Origin of the sequence: Nitriliruptor alkaliphilus DSM 45188 (genome assembly GCF_000969705.1) — a bacterium.
GTDB classification, from domain to species: Bacteria; Actinomycetota; Nitriliruptoria; order Nitriliruptorales; family Nitriliruptoraceae; genus Nitriliruptor; species Nitriliruptor alkaliphilus.
In genome coordinates this window covers 162,752-178,081 of sequence record NZ_KQ033901.1, presented here as the reverse complement: position 1 = coordinate 178,081, position 15,330 = coordinate 162,752, and the positions used below count along the sequence as shown (strand labels likewise).

At 72.6% G+C, this 15,330-nt stretch carries 17 protein-coding genes; 9 read left to right on the top strand and 8 right to left on the bottom strand.

Annotated elements, in window-relative coordinates; all coding sequences use genetic code 11:
* The first annotated feature begins 120 nt into the window (after nt 1–120).
* A complete protein-coding gene (locus NITAL_RS00870; protein WP_052664215.1) occupies nt 121–1,329 on the top strand; it encodes an acetyl-CoA C-acetyltransferase in 1,209 nt (402 codons plus the stop codon).
* 82 nt (nt 1,330–1,411) lie between these two features.
* Complete coding sequence (locus tag NITAL_RS00865) at nt 1,412–1,762, top strand: DUF6027 family protein (RefSeq protein WP_211262128.1); 351 nt, start codon at nt 1,412–1,414, stop codon at nt 1,760–1,762.
* Nucleotides 1,763–1,766: 4 nt separating this feature from the next.
* Here the strand turns inward: NITAL_RS00865 and NITAL_RS00860 are convergent, their stop codons facing one another.
* From NITAL_RS00860 to greA, 3 genes are all read right to left on the bottom strand, one after another.
* Nucleotides 1,767–2,417: an MBL fold metallo-hydrolase gene (locus NITAL_RS00860; RefSeq protein WP_281175584.1), complete on the bottom strand. Its 651-nt coding sequence runs from the start codon at nt 2,415–2,417 to the stop codon at nt 1,767–1,769.
* 53 nt (nt 2,418–2,470) lie between these two features.
* Nucleotides 2,471–3,157 carry a response regulator transcription factor gene (locus NITAL_RS00855; RefSeq protein ID WP_052664212.1) on the bottom strand — a complete coding sequence of 229 codons (687 nt, stop codon included), beginning with the start codon at nt 3,155–3,157 and terminating at the stop codon, nt 2,471–2,473.
* A gap of 226 nt (nt 3,158–3,383) precedes the next feature.
* Nucleotides 3,384–3,848, bottom strand: a complete 465-nt coding sequence (greA, locus tag NITAL_RS00850) for a transcription elongation factor GreA (protein ID WP_211262127.1) — start codon at nt 3,846–3,848, stop codon at nt 3,384–3,386.
* A gap of 275 nt (nt 3,849–4,123) precedes the next feature.
* Between greA and NITAL_RS00845 the strand changes: the two genes are divergently transcribed.
* Nucleotides 4,124–4,900 (top strand): isoprenyl transferase, encoded by a 777-nt coding sequence (locus NITAL_RS00845; RefSeq protein ID WP_052669215.1) that lies wholly within the window; start codon nt 4,124–4,126, stop codon nt 4,898–4,900.
* Nucleotides 4,901–5,276: 376 nt separating this feature from the next.
* Nucleotides 5,277–6,656, top strand: a complete 1,380-nt coding sequence (locus NITAL_RS00835) for a PhoH family protein (protein ID WP_083441084.1) — start codon at nt 5,277–5,279, stop codon at nt 6,654–6,656.
* Nucleotide 6,657: 1 nt separating this feature from the next.
* On the opposite strand, the gene NITAL_RS00830 is transcribed toward NITAL_RS00835, so the two are convergent.
* The 4 genes from NITAL_RS00830 to NITAL_RS00815 all read right to left on the bottom strand — a co-directional run bounded on the left by NITAL_RS00830 (nt 6,658) and on the right by NITAL_RS00815 (nt 9,863).
* Entirely contained in the window at nt 6,658–6,990 is a 333-nt protein-coding gene (locus NITAL_RS00830) for a ubiquitin family protein (protein WP_211262126.1), read from the bottom strand.
* A complete protein-coding gene (locus NITAL_RS00825; protein WP_052664208.1) occupies nt 6,987–8,102 on the bottom strand; it encodes a WD40/YVTN/BNR-like repeat-containing protein in 1,116 nt (371 codons plus the stop codon). The genes NITAL_RS00830 and NITAL_RS00825 overlap by 4 nt, the downstream gene beginning before the upstream one ends.
* Before the next feature lie 88 nt (nt 8,103–8,190).
* The gene (locus tag NITAL_RS00820; RefSeq protein WP_052664207.1) at nt 8,191–8,910 is read right to left on the bottom strand and encodes a CPBP family intramembrane glutamic endopeptidase; all 720 of its coding nucleotides are present in this window, start codon (nt 8,908–8,910) and stop codon (nt 8,191–8,193) included.
* Nucleotides 8,911–9,038: 128 nt separating this feature from the next.
* Nucleotides 9,039–9,863 (bottom strand): transglutaminase family protein, encoded by an 825-nt coding sequence (locus NITAL_RS00815; protein WP_052664206.1) that lies wholly within the window; start codon nt 9,861–9,863, stop codon nt 9,039–9,041.
* A 115-nt stretch (nt 9,864–9,978) separates the two neighbouring features.
* Between NITAL_RS00815 and NITAL_RS28775 the strand changes: the two genes are divergently transcribed.
* The 4 genes from NITAL_RS28775 (at nt 9,979) to NITAL_RS00795 (ending at nt 12,737) form a co-directional block, all read left to right on the top strand.
* Nucleotides 9,979–10,740 (top strand): enoyl-CoA hydratase/isomerase family protein, encoded by a 762-nt coding sequence (locus tag NITAL_RS28775; RefSeq protein ID WP_052664205.1) that lies wholly within the window; start codon nt 9,979–9,981, stop codon nt 10,738–10,740.
* Nucleotides 10,741–10,813: 73 nt separating this feature from the next.
* A complete protein-coding gene (gene glpX / locus NITAL_RS00805; protein ID WP_052664204.1) occupies nt 10,814–11,803 on the top strand; it encodes a class II fructose-bisphosphatase in 990 nt (329 codons plus the stop codon).
* 139 nt (nt 11,804–11,942) lie between these two features.
* Nucleotides 11,943–12,368 carry an ArsI/CadI family heavy metal resistance metalloenzyme gene (locus NITAL_RS00800; RefSeq protein WP_052664203.1) on the top strand — a complete coding sequence of 142 codons (426 nt, stop codon included), beginning with the start codon at nt 11,943–11,945 and terminating at the stop codon, nt 12,366–12,368.
* Nucleotides 12,369–12,416: 48 nt separating this feature from the next.
* Complete coding sequence (locus NITAL_RS00795) at nt 12,417–12,737, top strand: ArsR/SmtB family transcription factor (protein WP_052664202.1); 321 nt, start codon at nt 12,417–12,419, stop codon at nt 12,735–12,737.
* 77 nt (nt 12,738–12,814) lie between these two features.
* Here NITAL_RS00795 and NITAL_RS00790 read toward each other — a convergent pair whose 3' ends face one another.
* Nucleotides 12,815–13,837: an alpha/beta fold hydrolase gene (locus tag NITAL_RS00790; RefSeq protein WP_052664201.1), complete on the bottom strand. Its 1,023-nt coding sequence runs from the start codon at nt 13,835–13,837 to the stop codon at nt 12,815–12,817.
* A 256-nt stretch (nt 13,838–14,093) separates the two neighbouring features.
* Here NITAL_RS00790 and pstS point away from each other — a divergent pair, with 256 nt between their 5' ends.
* Nucleotides 14,094–15,272, top strand: coding sequence for a phosphate ABC transporter substrate-binding protein PstS (pstS, locus tag NITAL_RS00785; RefSeq protein WP_052664200.1), 1,179 nt, complete (start codon nt 14,094–14,096; stop codon nt 15,270–15,272).
* Nucleotides 15,273–15,330: the final 58 nt, after the last annotated feature.

Below are 15,330 nucleotides of genomic sequence, written 5' to 3'. Positions count from 1 at the left end.
ACACCCCGTTGGTTCCCGCCCTGCCCGCACGGGTCGATGCGGGCGTGTCCGTGGGCCGGTACTAGCCTGTGTCGGTGGGAGCTCCACCTTTCGTCACCACCCGAACCGGGAGGTTCACCCGTGCCCGAGGCCGTGATCGTCAGCACCGCGCGCAGCCCCATCGGCCGCGCGTTCAAGGGTTCGCTCACCGAGGTCCGCCCGGACGACCTCGCAGCGACCATCATCCAGGCCGCCATGGACAAGGTCCCGGGGCTGTCGCACGAGGACATCGTCGACCTGCACCTCGGCTGTGGGCTGCCCGGTGGTGAGCAGGGCTTCAACATGGCCCGCGTCGTGACCACGCTGCTCGGCTGGGAGACCCCCGGTACCACCCTGACGCGCTACTGCGCCTCGTCGCTGCAGACCACGCGCATGGCCTTCCACGCCATCAAGGCTGGCGAGGGTGACGCGTTCATCTCGGCGGGTGTCGAGATGGTCTCGCGCTACGTGAAGGGATCCTCGGACTCCCTCGAGGGGACGATGAACCCCCGCTTCGACGACGCGCAGGCCCGCACCCAGGAGATCGCGCAGTCCGGCGCCAGCGGCTGGGAGCCGCCGACCGGCCTGCCCGACATCTACATCCCGATGGGCCAGACCGCCGAGAACGTCGCGCTGCTCAAGGGCGTCTCGCGCGAGCGGCAGGACGACTTCGCCTTCGAGTCCCAGCAGCGGTACGCCGCCGCCGCAGCGGATGGCTTCTGGGAGCGCGAGGTCACCCCGGTGGAGCTGCCGAACGGCGAGACGATGTCCGTCGACGACTCGCCGCGTCCGGGCACCGAGCGCGAGAAGCTCGCGTCGCTGGCCCCGGTCTTCCGGCCCGACGGCTCGGTCACCGCCGGCAACGCGTGCCCGCTCAACGACGGCGCGGCCGCCGTGGTCATCACCTCCGACGAGAAGGCGAAGCAGCTCGGCCTCGAGCCGCTCGCCCGCATCGTGTCGACCGGCGTGTCGGCGCTCAACCCCGAGATCATGGGGCTCGGTCCGGTCGACGCGACCCGCCAGGCCCTGAAGCACGCCGGGCTCAGCATCGACGACATCGACGTCGCCGAGATCAACGAGGCGTTCGCCGCGCAGGTCATCCCGTCGGCCGACGAGCTCGGCATCGACTTCGCCAAGCTCAACCCGCACGGCGGCTCGATCGCCGTCGGCCACCCCTTCGGCATGACCGGCGCACGGATCACCGGCACGCTGCTCAACGGGCTGCAGACCCTCGACGGCACCTTCGGCCTTGAGACCATGTGCGTCGGTGGCGGTCAGGGCATGGCGATGATCATCGAGCGCCTGAAGTGAGCGTCTGAGGACGTGCACCACCGAGGGGCTCGCGCCACGCGCGAGCCCCTCGTTCATCACCGACGGACGACGGGAGCGGACCGTGGACGAGCCCACCGTGGAGCTGGGCCGCTGGGACGGGACCTGGGCCGAGGACGACCCCTTCGCCGGTCTGAAGGCCGACGTCGCCGCCTACGGCCACCTCGACCCGCTCGAGACCCTGCGCGGCCTGTCCGAGGCCTGCGGGGTGCCGACGGGCGCCCTCGCCCGTTACGTCCTGGCGCGGTGGGCGTCCGGTGGCAACGAGGCGGTGCTGGAGCTCGGCGTGTCGGGCGTCGACCACCTGGCGCGGGCCATCGACGAGGCCGAAGCGGCCGGCACCGACGCGGCACGGCTGCGGGCCTACGAGGTCGTGCGGGAGATCGTGGCCTGGCTGCGCGCCGCGCCCGAGTGAGCGGTCAGCCCGCCTGACTGGCCAGCTCGCGGAGCCTGCCCGCGACGTCCCCCGTGACCGCCGAGCCGTGGGCGAGCGCCAACGTGCCGGGCGCCAGATCGGCGATGGTCGCGACCGCCCGCAGGTTCGCGGGCACGTCCGAGCACAGGAACCCGGGCGCGGGACGGAGCGAGAAGACGTTGAACAGCGCGTCACCGCCGATGACGAGGTCGTGCGCGGGTAGGTGGAACGCGACGTGCCCGGGGGAGTGGCCCGGCGTCTCCACGACGCGGACGCCGCCGACCAGGTCCAGCTCGTCACCCTCGGTCAGGGCTGTGGCGTCGGGGGTGGGTTCGAGCTCACCGAAGCCGGGTGGTGGGGGGAGCCGGTTGAACAGCCGGCCGAGCCGCGTGGACGGGTCGCTGTCAGGCTGTGGCGCCTCGCCTTGCACCGTGGCCAGGTCGGCGGCGCCCACACGGACCTCGCTGTCGGTGCCGGCGCGACGCAACCGGGCCAGGCCGCCGGCGTGGTCGGGGTGGCCGTGGGTCAGCAGGACGCGCACGACGTCACGGGGGGCGATGCCGAGCCGCCGCAGGGCGCGCTCGAGCCCCGGCGCGGCGAGCCCGGCGTCCACGAGGGTCACCCCGTCGTCGCCCTGAAGCACCCAGCAGTTGATCCCCGGTTGCGGGGTGAGCTGGACGACCCCCTCCGCGAGCTCCTGGACCGCTCTCAGCGGATCAACCCGAGGCGGAACGCGCGGGCGACGGCCCCGGTGCGGTCCGGGACGTCGAGCTTGACCAACAGGTTCTGGACGTGGGTCTTGACGGTGCGTGCCGACAACCCGAGACGCGTCCCGACCTGCTGGTTGGTCAGGCCTTCGGCGAGCAGCTGCAGGACCTCGAGTTCGCGTGCCGTCAGGGCGGACGCCCCGGACTCGCGTGGTTCCTGGCGCCACGAACCGGCGAGCTGCATGGCGATCGAGGGCGAGACGATGCGTTCCCCCTGAGCGGTGCGTTCGACGGCGTCACGCAGCTCCTCGGGGGTCACCGAGGACAGCAGGAACGAGTCGACGCCAGCGATGACCGCCTCGCGCAGGTCGATGACGGTCGCCCCGTCGGCGACCACCAGGGCGTGCAGCCCCTCGTGGATCGCCTTGGCCGTCGCCACGACGCGGAAGGTCTCGGGGTCGTCGTCACGAAGGCCCACCACCAACACCTGCGGCCGTTCGGCGGTGACCTGCTCGACGGTCTCCTCGAGGGAGCAGGAGCCGACCAGTTCGATCTCGTCGGCGCCGAGCACGGCACCGAGCCCGGCCCGAACGACCGGTCGGCCGTCGGCGACCAGCACGGTGGTGGTCGTGGTCGGGGTGGGGGTGGTCGCCGCGGGCGCGTCGGGCGCAGGGGTGGTCGGGTTCACGGGGTCCTCCACAGGGCCGACGAGCAGGTCGACAGGGGGTCGACAGGCGGGGTCGACGGTTCCGCGATGGTCCCCCGTCGGACGGCCCGTTGTCCCGGGACCCGCGGGTGGTTTCTCGACCGTTGGTCCTGGCACCGAAGGGCTAGTCACCCGGCCCGCTCGGAGGGTACGGGCCGCCGGATGGCCGGCCCGGGGGAGTGGACAGGCGTGCGGTCGGAGGGTGCGGTCAGGGGTGCTGGATGTCCTTGACCGTGACCTCGATGGCCGCGCCTCCCGGCGTCTGGAACGCGACCGTGTCTCCGACCTTGCTGCCGGTGATGGCGGTCCCCATCGGTGACGACGCCGAGAGGATCTCGAGCTCGTCGTGTTCGTCCTCCCGGCTGCCCAGCAGGTAGGTCTCGACGTCGCCCTCGATGTCGAGCACCACCACCAGGCCCGGGCGGACCTCGCCGGTGTCCTCGGGCTCGCCGATCTTGGCGTCGCGCAGCAGGGACTGGAGCTGGCGGATGCGCGCCTCCATCTTGCCCTGCTCGTCCTTGGCGGCGTGGTACTCCGCGTTCTCGCGCAGATCACCGTGTTCGCGCGCCACCTCGATCTCGGCGGAGATGGTCTCGCGGCCCACCGATGTCAGCTGCTCGAGCTCGGCGGTGAGGCGGTCGTAGGCCTCCTGGCTCAGCCACGTCTCGGCCACGTCGGTTCCTGTCACACGTCGGGGGGTTCTGGGGCGTCCGCGAGGGCGGACGCTGATGCCCGGGACGACACGGTCGCGTCACGCCGGGTGCGGCGGACGGCGAAGGGAGGCCGCTTGCGCCGACGGGCTCCCGGGCCGGCTCGCGGTTCTCACGAGCGACGCCCGGTCGCGATGCGCGCCGGGCGTGAGGCCGGAGGCTAGCAGGCCGCCGGCTCGGCCCGCCAGTGTCCCTGCTCCGACGGCCACCTCTGCGCCGGCACTACCCTCGCGCTGACATGGGTGCGTCCGATCTCCTCTACCGGCTGTACGAGCGTTCGCTCGTGCGGGAGCTCGGTGACGCACCGATGCCTCAGCACGTCGGGGTCATCCTCGACGGCAACCGGCGGTTCGCCCGGGAGCGCGGGCTCGCCGACGTCGCCGAGGGGCACCTGGCCGGCGCACAGCGCATCGAACCGTTCCTCGGGTGGTGCGCCGAGCTCGGCATCCCCATCGTCACCCTGTGGCTGCTGTCGACCGACAACCTCGACCGTGGGGACGAGGTCGCGCCCCTCCTGCGGATCATCGAGGACGCGGTCCACGACCTGGCGTGCGACGAGTCCAACGCCGAGCGTGGGTGGCGGTTCACGGTCGTGGGCGCGCTCGACCTGCTGCCCGCCGAGACCCGCCGGCGCCTCCAGGAGGCCGAGGAGGCGACCGCCCACCACCGGGGGATGCGCGTCCAGGTCGCCGTCGGTTACGGCGGGCGGCAGGAGATCACCGACGCGCTCCGCTCCCTGCTGCTCGACGCCGCCGGCCGCGGCCGTTCGCTGGAACAGATCGCGGCCGAGCTGCGACCTGAGGACATCGGCGACCACCTCTACACCACCGGGCTGCCCGATCCCGACCTGATCATCCGCACCTCCGGCGAGGTGCGGCTGTCGGGGTTCCTGCTGTGGCAGTCGGCGCACAGCGAGTTCCACTTCTGCGACGCGTACTGGCCGGACTTCCGCCGGGTGGACTTCTTGCGCGCCCTCCGCGAGTACGCCCAGCGGACCCGCCGGTACGGCCGCTGAGCGACGGTTCGGTCGGCGGGGCGACGGTCGAGGTTGCGAGGTTCCGCGCCGGCCCGTCGCTACCGTCCGGGGCGTCCGGACCGCCACCCTGACACGACCACCCGAGGCGACGCCGCGTGCCGACCCCGACCGACCCGCGCTCCTCCGACCGCGACCCCGCGAGCACCCGCGCGGCCTCGCCACCGGTCGACGAGGCGCCGGGTGGCTGGGTGCCGGACACGGTCCCCGTCCCCTCGGACCCGGGGGTGGGCGAGCCGCCCGCCCCCCGCGCCACCCTCACCGCGATGATCACGCCGCCCCACCGGGGCGGCGTTCGACGTTCCGGGCCTCGTCGCGGCGATGCGTCGCTGGCGTCGGCCCGTCTGGGGAGCTGCCGATGCCCGCGACAGATGTGAGCCCGCTCGACCGCCGCACCTTCGTTCTCGACACCTGCGTCCTGCTCGCCGATCCGGACGCCATCCTGCGCTTCGACGAGCACGACGTGGTGCTCCCGCTGGTGGTGATCGAGGAGCTCGACCGCAAGAAGACGGCGATGGACGACGTCGGGCGCAACGCCCGCCACGCCCTGCGGACCATCGAGACCCTCCGCGAGGCCAACGGGGGTGGGCTGCGCGTCGCCCAGCCGCTGCCGACCGGCGGGACGCTGCGCATCGAGTCCAACCACGTCGACGTGCCGCTGCCGCCCTACCTCGACCCGAACAAGCCCGATCACCGCATCCTCACGGTCGCGCTCGGTCTGCAGGGGACCCTGGTGACCAAGGACGCCGCGCTGCGCATCAAGGGCAGCCAGCTCGGTGTCCGCGTCGAGGACTACCGGGGTGACACCGCTCGCGTCGAGGAGCACACCACCGGGATCGTCGAGCTCGAGGTGGATCCGGCGGTGCTCGACGCCCTGCACCGTGATGGCAAGGCGCAGCTCGACGAGCGCGACGTGGACCTCGAGGCCGCCGGGGTGCGGACCCTGTGGCCGAACGCCTGCCTGGTGCTGAAGGCCGGCCGGTCGACCTCGGGGCTCGGCCGGGTCCTGAACGTCGACGACGACGGGCTCGCGACCGTCCACCGCGTCGCGGGGCACAAGCAGGTGTTCGGGATGGCGCCCCGGGACGTGCGTCAGACGTTCGCGATCGACCTGCTGCTCGACCCCGACGTGCCCTGCGTGTCGCTGATGGGGATGGCCGGGACCGGCAAGACCTTCCTCGCCCTCGCGGCGGGCCTCGAGCAGGTCGTCGAGGCGACCGCCTACCGGCGCCTCTCGGTCTACCGGCCGCTCATCGCGGTCGGCCGCCAGGAGGTCGGTTACCTGCCGGGGGACCTCGACGAGAAGCTCGCCCCGTGGATGGCGGCGGTGCACGACAACCTCTACGCGCTGCTGCGTCGCGAGGACGGGCCGGGCCGCGGCACCCGTGAGCACCGTCAGGTGCAGTCCACCATCGAGTCGCTCAGCGACCGGGGGCAGCTCGAGCTCGCCGCCATCACCTACCTGCGGGGCCGGTCGATCACCGACGAGTTCGTCGTGGTCGACGAGGCGCAGAACATCGAGCTGTCGGCGCTGAAGGTCGTGCTGACCCGGATGGCACAGGGATCGAAGGTCGTCTTCTGCGGCGACCTCGGCCAGGTCGACAACCCCTACATCTCGCCGTACGGCGGCATGGCGGCGCTGATCGAGAAGATGCAGGGCAGCGAGCTGTTCGGTCACGTGACCCTGTCGAAGGGCGTGCGGTCGCCGCTGGCCGAGCACGCGGCGACGATCTTCTGACTCACCCGCCGGCCATGGCGCCGACGATCGCGACCGCGACCTCCCCACGGGCGACCGCCTCCGGGAGCGGGGCGTCGAGCGGGTGGTGCGAGCGGTCCTCCTGGGCGACGTAGAACCGCACGAAGGGGCGCCGCTCGCCCGACGCGCGGTCACGCAGGGTGCCGCCGAGCGCCGGATAGGTGGCCTCCAGCGCGTCGACCACCCCGCCGAGCGTGGCCGGTCGAGCGACGTCCACGGTCACCTCGCCGGCGACACGTGCCAAGTTCCGCAGGTGCGCCGGGAGCGACACCCGCACGCGCGCTGGTGCGACGTCGACCACCTCGGCTCCGCTCACGGCAGGGTCTGGACCTCGACGGACAGCACCCGCGGGAGGTCGGTCACGATGGCGGTCCACGAGTCCCCCTCGTCGTTCGATGCGTACACCTGCCCGCCGGTCGTGCCGAGATAGAGCCCGCACGGATCGTGGGCGTCCACGGCGAGGCAGTCCCGCAGCACGTCGTGGTAGCAGTGCTCCTGCGGGAGCCCGCGGGTGAGCGGCTCCCACGTGTCACCACCGGTCCGACTGCGGTAGACCCGCAGGGCGCCGTCCGGCGGGTAGTGCAGGCTGTCGCTGGTGATCGGGACGACGTAGACGGTCTCGGGCTCGTGGGCGTGGACGCCGATCGCGAAACCGAAGTCCGACGGCAGATCGCCGCTGACCTCCCGCCACGAGTCGCCGGCGTCGTCGCTGCGCATCACGTCCCAATGCTTCTGCATGAACACCGTGTCCGGGGTCGACGCGTGGCTCGCCAGCTTGTGGACGCAGTGGCCGACGTCGGCGTCCGGGTCCGGGATCTCGCCCGACGACAGGCCGGCGTTGCGTGGTCGCCACGTGGCGCCGCCGTCGTCGCTGCGGAACACCCCGGCGGCCGAGATCGCGACCGTCAGGCGGTCGGGCGTGCGCGGGTCCTGCACGATCGTGTGGAGGCACAGCCCACCGGCTCCCGGCTGCCACGCCGGTCCAGTGCCGTGCTCGCGCAGGCCGGACAGCTCCGCCCACGTCCCGCCCCCGTCGTCGGAGCGGAACAGGGCCGCGTCCTGGACCCCCGCGTAGACCACCTCGCGGTCGTGCAGCGACGGGGCGAGGTGCCAGATCTTGGAGAACTCCCACGGCCTCGGGGTCCCGTCGTACCATTGGTGGGTCCCGGGGACGCCGTCGTAGCGCAGGTCGTTGCCGACCGGGTCCCAGGTCCGTCCGCCGTCCTCGGACCGCTGCACCACCTGCCCGAACCAGCCGCCGGCCTGGGACGCGTAGAGCAGGTCCGGGTCGAGCGGCGAGCCGGCGACGTGGAAGACCTCCCAGCCGGCGAAGTGCGGCCCCGCGACCTGCCAGGCCTGGCGGGCCGCGTCCGATCGCAGCACGAACGCGCCCTTGCTCGTCCCCACCAGCACTCGGGTCTCGCCCACGGTCCGCCTCCTCGTTCGCCCGATGGTGCTCCAGGGGGAGGACGTTCGCCAGCGCCGTGGCTCATCGGTGGCGACCTGTGGTGTGCGTTCACGTCCCCGCGGGCGGTACCAGCAACATCAGGCTCGTCCACCCGCCGTGGGCGATCATCGTCGCGCCCACCGAACCCGTGCGGTCCAGCAGCCACCCCCACACGAGGCCACCGAGCGCGGCGGCGAGGATCAGCGCGAGCTGTCCCGTGGCGACGTGGAAGAGGGTGTACAGCAGCGTGGTCCCGAGCAGGCGGCCGGCCGGGACACGGGTGAGCCACGGCACGCGACTCGAGACCAGCGGGCCCGTCAGCGGCTGGATCGCCCCCCGCCAGAAGACCTCCTCGAGCGGGGCGGTGATCAGGCCACCGAGCACGATCGCCAACCACAGCGGGACTGCCGATGCCCGGCTGTAGACCTCGGCCGCCGTCGCGGTGATCTCGGGGAGGATCAGGCCGCCGAGCGCGAACAGCCCGTGACCGACGGCGAGGTGCACCACCGCGACCGCGAGCGCCAGCGCGACCTGAGGCGGGGTGACCCGGTAGGTCGGGAACCCGCGCCGTTCGGGCTCACCCGGGTACCACCCCCGCGTGCCGCGCCGCACCCACACGCCGGCGAGGCCCGTCAGCACCCCACCTGCGGAGATGGTCAGGAAGAACGGCAGCACCTCGGTGACGAAGGCCACCCCCCAGATGACGGCCAGCACCGCGGCGGCCAACGCGGCGCGGACCCCGCCGCGACGCAGGGCGGGGGTCGCGGGGTCGGTGCGAGAGGAGGTCACGGGAGGCTCCGGGCGGGCGCGCCCGAGGGTACGCACCTGCTCGGGCCCATCCGCCCGCCCGACGCACCCCTCCGGGCCTGGCCCATCGACACCCGCTGCCGTGCTCCGGGCCTGGTGACCTGGCCGGGTCAGTTGAGGCGGGCTCGGGAGCCGATGGCTGCGCGGCGCACCTCCGCGGCGTCCGGGCCCTCCGCGCCGACCTCGTCGAGGTAGGCCTCGTACGCGGCGGCGGCCTCGTCGAACCGCCCGAGCTGGTCGAGCAGCTTGCCGCGCACCCGGTGATCGTCGGGCAACCGGTTGGGCAGCACCTGCTTGACCTCGACCGTCCACAGCGCGTCGCGGTGGGCACCGGCGAGCGTGTAGTCGCGGGTGAGGTTGTTCAGCAGCCGCCGGACCACGTTCACCGCCGGCGCGGGGCGCAGCATCGAGCGGCGGAACGCGAGCTGGCCCCCGGTGGACGCCGCGACGCGGTCGGCCACGGCGGCCTCGTCGAGCTCGACACCGCCGTGGAACGGGTCCACGACCACCGGTCGGTCCGAGCCGCCGACCCCGACCACGACGTGACCTGGCAGCGCGATGGGGAAGGCGCGGACGTCCAGGCGGCGGGCGATGGCGACGTACAGGATCGACAGCGTGATCGGCAGTCCGCGACGCCGGTCGAGCACCCGGTCGAGGAGGGCGTCCTCGGGCACGCGGTCGCCCTCGTCGTGCCCCTGGAAGCCTCGGGTCCCGGCCAGCTCGGCCGCGAGCGCCGGCCCGTCGTGGGTCGGATCCCCGGTGGCGCGGAACCCGTCGACGCGCAGCGTGTCCGCGAGCGCATCGAGGCGCAGGAGGGTGCCCTCGATCGGCAGGTCCGGCTGCGCCTCCGCCGCGACCAGCAGCGCAGCCTCGGCCAGGTCGGCGTCGTTGCGCCGCACCAGCCGAGCCAGGCGGGAACGGGTGGCCTCGGACATGGCTCGAGGCTACCGAGCGGGCGGCTCGACACCGGCGGTCGGTGGTTCGCGCCCTAGCCTGTCGTCGCGGCGCGCTGCACCCGGGCCGCCTCGCCTCGTCCCGCAGGAGCCCTCGGTGTCCGGACCCGTCCGTGTGGACCATGAGCCGCTGCCGGCGGGTCACCTGCTGCGGGTGACCCTCGATCGTCCGGCGTACCGCAACGCGATGGACACCGCACTGCTCGCCGCGCTCGCGGACGTCCTCGATGCGGCTGGGTCGGACGACGACCTCCGCGGGCTGCTGCTGGTCGGGGAGGGGGAGCACTTCTCGGCGGGCGCCGATGTCCGTGAGCGCACCGACGACGGCGGCCGGCGCCGCATGGAGCTGTTCACCCTCGTCTACGAGCTGCTGACCAACCTGCCGGTCCCGACGGCCGCGGCCGTCGAGGGTTACGCCGTCGGCGGTGGCGCCGAGGTCGCGGCCGCCTGCGACCTGCGGGTGGCCGCCGAGGGCGCCACCATCCGCTTCCCCGGTGCCCGCTACGGCATCCCGGTGGGCGTGGCGCGGACGGTCGGCCTGGTCGGCCTCGGCACGGCCAAGGACTGGGTCCTGTCGTCCCGGGACGTGCACGCCGCCGAGGCCCACGAGGCCGGCTTCGCCCAGCGCCTGGTCCCCGACGGCGAGGCCGAGACGGCCGCGCGTGCCTGGCTGACGCAGGTGGCCACGCGTGATGTGGCGACCGTGCGGCTGCTCAAGCGCCTGTTCAACGACGCGAGCGGCGGGTTGTCCGACCGCGTGGCCTACGAGAACGACGCCCTGCGCACCCAGGCCGAGACGGGCCGGCTGCCCGACCTCGACAGCGACCTGCCGAGGACCGTCCGTCCCCGACGCCGGTGACGGCGACGCGCCTCACGTCACTAGAGTTGGTCGAGATCACCCACCCGGTTCGACCGTGCCCGCGGAGGTCCCCGTGAACCCCGAGAAGCCCGACCGCAACCTCGCCATCGAGATCGTCCGTGTGACCGAGGCGGCCGCCCTCGCCGCCGCCCGGTGGCAGGGCCGGGGTGCCAAGGAGGACGGGGACCAGGCGGCGGTCGACGCCATGCGGCAGGTCCTCGAGACGATCGAGATGGACGGCACCGTCATCATCGGGGAGGGGGAGAAGGACGAGGCCCCGATGCTGTTCAACGGGGAGTCGGTCGGTACCGGGTCCCTGCCGAAGGTCGACATCGCGGTCGATCCGATCGATGGGACGCGGCTGCTCGCCGAGGGGCGCCCCGGCGCGATCACGGTGATGGCCGCTGCGCCGGCGGGGACGATGTTCGACCCCGGGCCGTGCGTCTACATGGAGAAGATCGTCGTCGGCGCCGAGGCGAAGGGCGAGGTCGACCTCGACGCACCGCTCACCGAGAACCTCGCCGCCGTGGCCAAGGCCAAGGGCAAGGAGCTGCGCGACCTGACGGTCATGATGCTCGATCGCGACCGCCACGAGGACGCCAAGCGCCAGGTCCGCGAGACCGGCGCCCGCCTCCAGCTCATCACCGACGGCGACGTCGCGGGTGCGATCCTGGCGGCCTGGGAGGACCGGCCCGAGGTCGACGTGATGTACGGCATCGGGGGCACGCCGGAGGGCGTCATCGCCGCGTGCGCGGTCAAGGCGCTCGACGGCGAGCACCTCGGTCGGCTGTGGACCCGGAACGACGAGGAGCGCGGCCGGGCCCTCGATGCTGGCTACGACCTCGACCAGATCCTGACGGCCGACGACCTCGTGAGCGGCGAGGACGCGTTCTTCGCCTGCACGGGTATCACCTCCTCCCAGCTGCTGCGCGGCGTCGACTTCCACAGCAACGGTGCGACGACCCAGTCCCTGGTCATGCGCTCGAAGTCCGGCACGGTCCGCTTCATCGAGGCACGCCACCGGTTCAGCAAGCTGCGCCAGTACTCCTCCATCGCCTACTGAGCGGCGCCTCGTCCGCATCGATGGCAGTCGATGCGTCAGGCGCACACGGGGCGGCTACCCATCGACCTCGGTCGATGGGTGGCGTACGGTCACCTCATCGCATCGACAGCCGTCGATGCATCCGTGCCGGAGGTGTCCCGTGTCCCGTGTCCAGCTCGCCCTGAACGTCACCGACCTCGAGGCCGCGATCGGCTTCTACAGCGCCCTGTTCGGCGTCGAACCCGCCAAGGTCCGTCCCGGCTACGCGAACTTCGCTGTGGCCGACCCGCCACTCAAGCTCGTCCTCATCGAGGGGGCCAGCGGTGGCACCCTCAACCACCTCGGGGTCCAGGTCGAGGGGACCGAGCAGGTCGCCGAGGCGTCGACGCGCCTGGCCGAAGCGGGTCTGGCGACCGACGACCGCGCGGGTGAAACGTGCTGCTACGCGGTGCAGGACAAGGTCTGGGTCCAGGACCCGGACCGCGCCCCGTGGGAGATCTACACCGTCCTCGAGGACGCCGACCAGCTCGCACCCGACCGCGGGGAAGCCGTCCCGGCCGCCGCTGGCGTCACGGGCTGCTGCTGAGGCGGTGACCTACCATCCCCGTCCCCGCGCTGAACGATCGGAACCTCGGTGGCCACCGTCCAGACCCAGCTCGGCGCCGGTGAGGCGCTCGACGGTCTGGCGGTGCTCGCCGACCCGGTCCGCCGTCAGCTGCTGGTGCACCTCGTGGACCGGGACGTGTGCACCTGTGGCGACCTCGTCGAGGAGCTCGGCGTCGGCCAGCCGACGGTGTCCCACCACCTCAAGGTCCTGCGCGAGGCGGGCCTGGTAGCGGGCGAGCGGTGCGGTCGCTACGTCAACTACACCGTCGTCCCCGAGCGGCTGCGCGCGCTCGGGGCGTCGGTGGCGGCCCTCGGTGAGCGCGCCGCGGAGCGCCCGAACGCCTGCTGACGCCACCGTTCCGCCTGTGGCGAGGTGGAGCAGCCGCGAGCGGTCGGGGCCGCGCCCATCCGCTCCACCTCGTGGCGCTACGCCATCCGCGCCGGCCGGGAGACCGCACGTGGCGGGCTGATGCAGCCCGGCCGCCCCACCGCCCGGACCTCCGGCCGTCCCGCACGGCGGGCCAGGAAATCCGCGATCCGATCCGCGATCTCGAGCGGGAACTCGATCGGCGCTCCGTGCGTCGCCTCCGGCATCACGCCGAGCTCCGCCTCGGGCAGGACCGCGAGCATCGCCTCGCCGACCTCGGGGGGACAGAAGGTGTCGCGGCCACCGACCAGGATCAGCGTCGGGGCCGTCACCTCGGCCAGCCACGGACCGGCGTCGAACTCGTGCATGCCGCGGACGATCTTCAGGGCCACCAGCGGATCGACCTCGCCGAAGTGTTGGAAGTAGAGGTCCATCCCGTCGTCGGGTGTCAGCGGCCCGAGCGCGCGCAGCAGCCGGGCGACCTGGATCGCCATCGGCAACCGCGGCAACTTGGTGATGGCGCGCTGGACGGGACGTGGCAGCAGGGGGACGCCGAAGTAGGCGAACGGGAACAGGTGGGTGCCGAGCTTGCTGCCGTAGAAGGTGTGCAGCGGTGAGGCGTACGGGCCGGTGATCAGCGACAGCGACCCGACGAGCTCGGGAGCCTGCCGCCACAGCTGGAGGCCGACCTGACAGCCCATGGAGTGGCCGACGACCGCGACGTCCTCGGCGCCCTCGGCCTCGAGGACAGCCTGCACGTCGCTGGCGAACCGTTCGATGGTGTAGTCGGCCGAGCTGAGGTGGCGCGCCCGGTAGCCCGGGGGCCGCGGGTCGGTCGACGCGCCCATGCTGCGGTAGTTGAGGACGATCACCCGGTTGTGTTCCGCGAGCGCCGGTCCGAGCGTGGCCCAGAAGTTGTCCGGGCACATGAACCCGGGGCAGAGCACGAGCCACGGCAGGTCGCGGTCGGCGGACAGCACGGTGTAGCGGATCCGCGGGCCGTCCTCGGTGGCCACCTCGCGGTCCTTGGGCCACACGTGGCCGCCGCGGTCGCCTGGCCACGCAGGAGCAGCGTTGTCCACGGTGCCCTCCTGGTCGCAGCAGCGGCCGGAGGGTACTCGCAGTGGCCGCGCGGCCACGCACCGGGACGTGGGTCCCGGCCCCACCACCGCGGTCGTACGACCGACGCCGTTGGTGACGGTCACGGTGCGAGGTGGACCACCAGCGTTCACCTGCCGTTCGCCTCGGTCGACCGGAGCCGCAACCCCCTCTCCGTAGCGTCCTCCTCGTCAGCAGAACCTCCACGCCGGTCCCCCCTTTCCCAGGAGTCCCACCACGATGCGTACGTACACGCGCAAGGTCGCGGCCGTGCTCGCGGTCGCCCTGCTCGCCACCGCCTGCGGTGGCGGCGACGACACCGCAGGTGACCCGACGGCCGTCAACAACGACAACGAGGCTGCCACGGATGACGACGGCGAGGTCCGCGAGGTCGGCGAGATCGGCGAGGACCAGGTGGGTGTCGCCTCGGACCAGGCCGACCTGCTCGGCGCTGGCGCCACCTTCATCACGCCGCTGATGCTCGAGTGGATCCGCGACAACGAGCCCGGCATCAACGTCAACTACCAGTCGATCGGCTCGGGCGGCGGCATCGCCCAGTTCCTCGAGGAGACCGTCGACTTCGGTTCCTCGGAGCGGTACCTCACCGAGGAGGAGGTCACGGACGCCCGCGAGATCCGCGGCTGCGACGCGATCCACATCCCCGACGCCTTCGGCGCTGTCGTGCCGGTCTACAACGACCCCGACCTCGAAGCGGCCCTCGAGGCGGCGGGGCAGGACTCACTCGTCCTCGACGCGGACACGATCGCCGGCATCTACCTGACCGAGATCGAGACCTGGGCCGACCCGGCGATCGCCGAACTGAACCCGGACGTCGACCTCCCGGACACCCGCCTGATCCCCGTCCACCGCTCCGACGGCTCGGGCACCACCTACATCTTCACCACCTACCTCGACGACGAGAACGACGCGTGGTCGGAGCAGATCGGCAACGGCAGCGAGGTCGACTGGCCGGCCGGCACCATCGGCGGCAACGGCAACGAGGGTGTCGCCGCCGAGACCCAGCAGCAGCCGGGCGCGGTCGGCTACCTGTCCATCGCCTACGCCATCGAGAACGACATCCCGATGGCCTCGGTGGTCAACGCCGACGGCAACGCGGTCTACCCGACCGTCGAATCCGTCGCGGCGGGCCCCGAGAACATCCTCGACTCGATCCCCGAGGACTTCCGGTACGACATCCTCGGCGTCGGTGGGGACGGGTTCCCGATCGTCGGCACCCACTGGATCCTCGCCTGGGAGTGCGGCTACGACGACGCCACGGCCCAGTCGCTGAAGGACTTCCTGACCTGGGCGGTCACCGATGGCGACGCCCTGGCGGTCGACCTCCTGTACTCGCCGGTGAGCGGCTCGTTCCAGGAGCGGGTGCTCGGCGAGATCGAGCGGATCAACTCGGCCGAGTGATCGACACCTGAACCGGCACGCGGTCAGGGAGCCAGCCGGCTCCCTGACCGCGTGCGCC